Below are 6,000 nucleotides of genomic sequence, written 5' to 3'. Positions count from 1 at the left end.
AACGCGCGAATAGCCCATTATGGCCAGAGCTTGTGCTCAAATAACAGGCCGGATATACGTGTGCAGTCGTCCCTAATCCTGACGTAGTAAAGTGCTTGCAAAACGGGAGGAGTCCATATATGGACACACTCTAAAATAATCTGAAATAAGGCTTTTGCAAAAAAACAAAAATATTCCAGCAATTAACAATGGCGTAGCCAAAATAAATCATAGCCTTTTAATATAGCTAGTATTATTATCATGAAGGTTTTTATGAGGGACTGGCACTTTGAGTCAATGTGCGAAACGATATTCAAATATAATAATGAGGATTGTTCACGTGAAAAAAATTATCTTTACGACCCTGTTACTTGTAGTTTCATTCTTTAGTTTGTCTGCTATTGCTGAAGAAAGTTCGGCTATGCAGGATTTACAAAATGCCAACCAAGACGGCCAGGAAGCTGTTGCCGCCCCAACCCCCGAACAGGCCAAAGATGAAGCGGGGCAGACTTTTGACACACCTCACGACTCCAGCGCTACGAGCCAGGAGTCGAGCAGTCCGCAGCAATAGCGTATATGTTCTCACGAAGTACTTTTTGCGTAGTGAAGATGCAGGCTTGCCGACATTGGGTCGAGTCATTGCTCACTTAAGTTTTTACCCGTTGTTGGGTAGAAATGTCCATAAAAGCTCTCGCAAAAATAGCGACTCCCCGTGGGCACCAATATCAAATAACAATTTGGCTTTTTGAAACTTAAAATCTTTTAACGCTTAAATTGAAGTGTTGTTTTGCCCGGTTCTGCAAAACCAGATGTTTTCGGGGTGTCGCTTGCTGGCGGCGCCCCAGACTGAACGGCATCAATATTCACATAGCCAATTTGACACCGATTAATGATTCAATATCCAAAGCTATAAGATGATAATCCTATTGAATGAACGATACTGGTATCCTTCATTTATATGCAAGATTCGTTACTGAGATAATATTAATTAAATAAGGAAAAAGCGATGAAAATTTTATTGATAGGTTTACTGATTGTTATGACTAGCTCCGCATCTTTCGCCGCAGATGATGCACCTGTAGTCGATCTTAGAGACACCCCAAGTACACCCGCTTCAGAGGAAAATAAAGACACGAGTACGGTTGATCTCTCCGACAAACAATCAGATGTGGTTCATTCGCCAAGCCTTGAGAACACTACACCTGCTGGGCAGGCCCCTGGCGGCCCAATCGAGCAGGACGCAAAGTAGTAAAAATATCGCATCAATACGCCTTGGAGGCTATCGGATTATAGCCCACTAAAAACCATAAGCCATTGAAATAAAAAATAGATAATTTTTCTAATGAAAACCGGCTAGGAATAAATATGTTGGTTTATTTCAACGTCTAAATCCGACAGTCTTCCAGGAAAGATATTTTATTTAAATAGGCAAGCCCTATTCCAGTAAAGCGGCCAACTCTAGACCATGTAATGGTTACTTCAGTTTGTCCGCTTAGCGATACGCATCGCAATATGAAATTACGAAACGCTGAATTTAATCATGGAGCTTAAGCCCCGAGCCAATCATGACTTGTAAAATCAGCCTGCGCTTAACACTACTCTACCACTGCCCGCCTACAAGCAAGGCATTCATGGTGCCTGACGGACTAAATCTGGTCTTTTATGAGCGTTAGGCACGATATGACACATCAAACAATACAGTGAAAAAGTCCATCCTTACAGGTGCAATATTTTTTGTTCTAGATGCACTTGTCATAAATCAAGGAGTCATCTCATTATTTCTAATTCTTATAATTATTTTATGGTGGCTGCCAAAGTCTGCCTTTAAAAAATATACAAAACAAAGTCCGAAATATGAGCTGACCAAGGTTTTGATTTACGGTTTTACCGTAATCGCGGTTTTTACGTCAAATAGCATTAATAACAAGATTGCCCAAAATCGAGCGAATGACCTCGTCCTGGTCATTGAGAACTTCCATCAAGTTACCGGTGACTATCCTAAATCTTTAAATGACTTAGTGCCTTCGTACCTTCCAAAGGTACCGAAGGCAAAGTACACTTTAGGCTTTAATAGCTTTAAGTACATTAATTATGAAGGAAATATTTCGCTTTTTTATCACGCTATACCACTCTTTGGGAGGCCAACTTATGTCTTTGATCGCAAAGAATGGATATACCTTGACTAGCCTTAACAAGCAAAGGCAGTGGACTCATGGACATATGCCGCACCGCTGCTTTATCGGAAATGAGCAAGAATATGAATCCTAAATCCGCCTCTGCTCTAGTCTGGGCTTCAGTATTTGTAACTTTCCTTGGTCTCAGTGTTATGTCACCCGGAGCTCAATTTCTATCCTACATAGTTGCTGCCGCTCTTGCCATAGCCCCGGCATTTTTTAGCTCCAAGAAGTCCCGCGTTGCAGGCGGCGTAATGCTAGCAATCAGTCTTGCATTTGCGTACCACGGCTACCCTGCATTTAAAAAAGAGGGTGAAGACTATCGAAATCGAGTGGAAGTCGTATCAGCACAGTCACATGCGCAGCAAGAGAAAAAATGAGCTGGCACTTGTTGCCACCCCGTCTATTCAACACAGACACGTACTAACTGCTTTCAGAGCAGCTCAGCAACAACTACCCACTAAATAAATGAATACCCACCATGACTAAAAAATTATTCCTGACCGTTATTTTTATTTTTTCACTCCAGCCATTTTTTGCTCAAGCCGCCAGTCCTGTGAATGCGTCAGAAGAAATCGGTTCAGCAAAACTCTGTGAACAGCAACAACGCCAAATCAAAACCCTTGAGAATGACCGAGAAAAAATGACTCAAGAAATCCATTACCTTCAAGACGAAGTCCGGCATCTCAACCAGACCCTCGACGAAATCAGGTCACAGGTCGGCAACAGCGAGCCTCGTCCGCTCTCATACTAACCGCCTTGGGCGGAATAAAATGCTCGTATTGCATCCGTTTTGATCCTGTTGGAACGTTTTGAACCTAATCTATCCAAGCATAGTCAAGATGCCCAACTAGTAGCATTGGCAGAGTTAATTAACCTTGCCGAACAATTTTGTGAAGTAAAAAAGCGTACGGGTAGAACCAAGCCTGATGTGGTGACTTGAAGGCAAGCGGAAGGTTCCCTGGTTCCCTCGCTAAGGGAACCAGAAATTTATTGCCGTTATGCGTCAGATTACGTTCATACTAATCTGGCGGCCTTTTAACTATTTCATTTGCAAAACAGCCTAAGTGTGGGCGGCCTGATGTAGACCACATCGCCCCTTACTCATAAAAATGATGATGCGCTAAGTTCCAAACCTACAGCACCTTTTCCAATATCTCCAACCGCAAACCTGCAACTTTAGGCATCCATAGCTCCGGGTTCACCGGAAACACTTTGCTTACCCCGGTGCGCCGGTAACCGCGCCGTTCGTAAAATGCGATCAGTTCGTTCCTGCATGAAATGACGCTCATAACCGATTTATCGACGGCCCAGGTTTGCTTTGCGGCTTGCTCTGCTGCTTCCAGCAACTGCTTGCCTATGCCTCTGACCTGTAATGGCGGACTTACTGCCAGCATACCGAGGCAAACTTGTCCGGCCTGTTTCTGCAAATGTATCGACCCAACCAGTTCCGCTTCGGCCTTGCACAGCAAAATCATCGAATCGTCACTTGAAATCAATTGCAGGATTTCTTCCGTGTCGGTTCTGAGCCCGGCCAGTAAATCAGCTTCCGTGGTCCAGCCTTGTTGACTGGATTCGCCGCGATAAGCTGAATTAATCAAAGCGGCGATCTGCCCGGCATCCTGTTTTTCAGCCTTGGATATCGATAAAGTCAACGTCATGATGAAAGCAACATTTCCACAGCATCGCACTCGCCGGCAGTCAATTCAAAATCGAAGATCGCAAGGTCTTCACGCATGTGGTTTTCCGATGTGGCGCCGGTTAACGGAATAATGCCGGTTTGGCTTAAGTAGCGGAAAAATATCTGGGCGGCGCTACGCCGGTATTTCTCCGCCAGCGTTTGCAGCGTGGCATGAGACAAAACATTGGGATTGGCGGTCAGTGTCCAGAAGCTTTGGTAAATTATCCGATGTTCCCGGCAGAAAGCGCGGATGACCCGATCGTACTGAGTTTCCGCATAAAAACGGTTCTGGATAACAGCCGGCTTGATCGCCGCATTTCGATACAATAGTTCAAGCTGATGGGGATCATAGCAATTGCTGATCCCCAGTTGCTTGACCCCGCCGCTGTGAAAGATTTGCTCCATCGCCTGCCATACTTCCAGGGTGTGCTGTAAGTTTGCGAACGGCGAATGCAGTACCAGACAATCCAAATAAGTGGTTTGCAGATTTTTCAGTGAAGTCTGGAATGATTGCATTACTTGCTCGCTGAGATCCGCGTTGGGATCATAAGGCACTCGCATCGGATCTTGGCCGCTGAGCGAAGTGAACTTGCTTTGCAGGTAAAGCTCAGAACGATCTATCCCGCGTTTCAGACAGGCGGCCACACCGTCGCCGACCCCCGCTTCGTTGTAATGCTTGGGCTGGCAGGCGGTATCGATGCCGCGGAACCCCAGTCCGATAGCCTGTTCTACCAGCGCCGCCGTGCGATCTTTCTTCCAGGCCGTACCGTAAATAATCCGGGGTATCCGTACGCCATAAGCGGACGTTAAAAAGTGGTTAGGGTTCATAAGCATTCCTGAGAAAATGTTGGATCTCGATTATCCTCGCACGTTTGATGACTTCGGGCTACCGGCTATGTCGCCGAGTAATGAATTTTTGATTCTGCTGTTAACGTGTAGGAGCCGGTGGCGGCGATCCGGGCGGAGGCGGCGGAATCTGCGAGGCTGGCGGCGTAGAGCGACGGGATGATTGATACGAGAACTGCCCAGACACAGGAACCTGATGGCCTTTGGCATACATGCATTGAATAAAAGCCGCATCGTAGCGCTCTTGCGCTTCGTACATCGAGGTACTGGCGGCGCCGGTACCGACCAAGCTGCCGCCCACCAAACCGCTACCGGCTCCGATGGCCGCACCCTCTCCCCCACCGATTGCAGCGCCGGCTGCCGCGCCTAGCGCCGTGCCGACTGCGGCGCTAGTGACTCCGCTTTTTACCGCCGCTTGGTTAGCTGTAGTGCCGCCGACCTGGAACGAAGCATATTGCTGACAGATAACATTATCGTTACTAAACTGTTCGAAAGATAGACCGGTACCCGGCAGCACCATAACACTGGGCCCACTTGGCATACTGACGCAGCCGGTGACTGTCGTCAGTATGGCCATGGCCGAAAACATTAGAGTTAAACGCGACATATTAAGACTCCTTAACGCGGTGTGGGCGGTACCGGTTCAACTTCTTGCCAGCTTTCTGAGCATTGCTTGACATAAGGGTAATAACCTTTGGGATTATTGCAGTAATACCAGTAACCGGACGGATATTGTTGGGTATTCTGCGGGGACTGCTGTATATAAGTGGGCGGTGTAACGGGAACGGTGATTATCGTCGGTGGATAATAGTAAGGGGATTGGTAAGGATAATAGGACGGATACGGATAATAAGGATAAGAATAAAGTGGTACGCCAAAATAAAAACCGAAACGGCTATGAGCCCAATCGGCCTCACTATACAAACCGCAAGCTACCAATAGTAGCGCTGTCAGCATTGTACGTGCTTTCATTATTTACTCCTCTCAAAACAGTAGCCAAGTCATCAATTGCCGATAATTCAACTATTGCGTCGATTTCATACAACTGCTCAACATATAGGCATGATGCTTTTAATGCCGTAAACACGTCAAGTTGTGCAAACTACGTATAGAAAATAGCGGGGGCGCATGATAGGTATTTATTTGGTTGGAACCCAAGGCCATTTACTCATAGGGTGTTTTTCCGGTTCAGCGCAGCCGCTTGATCCATGGTCATATGGCAACTTCCCGGAAAGCTTGTACGCAAAAACCTTTTTCAATTGGCTGAAACAACTTCCTGATCAGATAGGCATTTGTACTAATATTTTTTTTTGCCTTCAT

At 46.2% G+C, this 6,000-nt stretch carries 8 protein-coding genes; 4 read left to right on the top strand and 4 right to left on the bottom strand.

The features are described 5' to 3' along the window. The first annotated feature begins 319 nt into the window (after positions 1-319). The 4 genes from EPO18_RS16085 (at position 320) to EPO18_RS16070 (ending at position 2,907) form a co-directional block, all read left to right on the top strand. Positions 320-550 (top strand): hypothetical protein, encoded by a 231-nt coding sequence (locus EPO18_RS16085; protein WP_292435016.1) that lies wholly within the window; start codon positions 320-322, stop codon positions 548-550. A 435-nt stretch (positions 551-985) separates the two neighbouring features. Then, on the top strand, positions 986-1,228 hold the full coding sequence (locus tag EPO18_RS16080) for a hypothetical protein (protein ID WP_292435014.1): 243 nt from the start codon (positions 986-988) through the stop codon (positions 1,226-1,228). 963 nt (positions 1,229-2,191) lie between these two features. Further along, positions 2,192-2,533, top strand: coding sequence for a hypothetical protein (locus EPO18_RS16075; protein WP_292435012.1), 342 nt, complete (start codon positions 2,192-2,194; stop codon positions 2,531-2,533). A 101-nt stretch (positions 2,534-2,634) separates the two neighbouring features. Beyond that, a complete protein-coding gene (locus EPO18_RS16070) occupies positions 2,635-2,907 on the top strand; it encodes a hypothetical protein (protein WP_292435011.1) in 273 nt (90 codons plus the stop codon). Positions 2,908-3,289: 382 nt separating this feature from the next. On the opposite strand, the gene EPO18_RS16065 is transcribed toward EPO18_RS16070, so the two are convergent. From EPO18_RS16065 to EPO18_RS16050, 4 genes are all read right to left on the bottom strand, one after another. Then, positions 3,290-3,814 (bottom strand): GNAT family N-acetyltransferase, encoded by a 525-nt coding sequence (locus EPO18_RS16065; RefSeq protein ID WP_292435009.1) that lies wholly within the window; start codon positions 3,812-3,814, stop codon positions 3,290-3,292. Next, positions 3,811-4,662, bottom strand: coding sequence for an aldo/keto reductase family protein (locus EPO18_RS16060; protein WP_292435008.1), 852 nt, complete (start codon positions 4,660-4,662; stop codon positions 3,811-3,813). Before EPO18_RS16060 ends, EPO18_RS16065 begins: the two co-directional genes overlap by 4 nt. Positions 4,663-4,762: 100 nt before the next feature. Continuing rightward, positions 4,763-5,287, bottom strand: coding sequence for a glycine zipper family protein (locus EPO18_RS16055; protein WP_292435006.1), 525 nt, complete (start codon positions 5,285-5,287; stop codon positions 4,763-4,765). Positions 5,288-5,298: 11 nt separating this feature from the next. Further along, positions 5,299-5,652: a hypothetical protein gene (locus EPO18_RS16050; RefSeq protein ID WP_292435005.1), complete on the bottom strand. Its 354-nt coding sequence runs from the start codon at positions 5,650-5,652 to the stop codon at positions 5,299-5,301. Positions 5,653-6,000: the final 348 nt, after the last annotated feature.

This window comes from Methylobacter sp. (assembly GCF_004322395.1).
GTDB lineage: Bacteria > Pseudomonadota > Gammaproteobacteria > Methylococcales > Methylomonadaceae > Methylobacter_A.
Note: the sequence above shows the minus strand (reverse complement) of the source record. Positions and strands in the feature narration are given on the sequence as shown.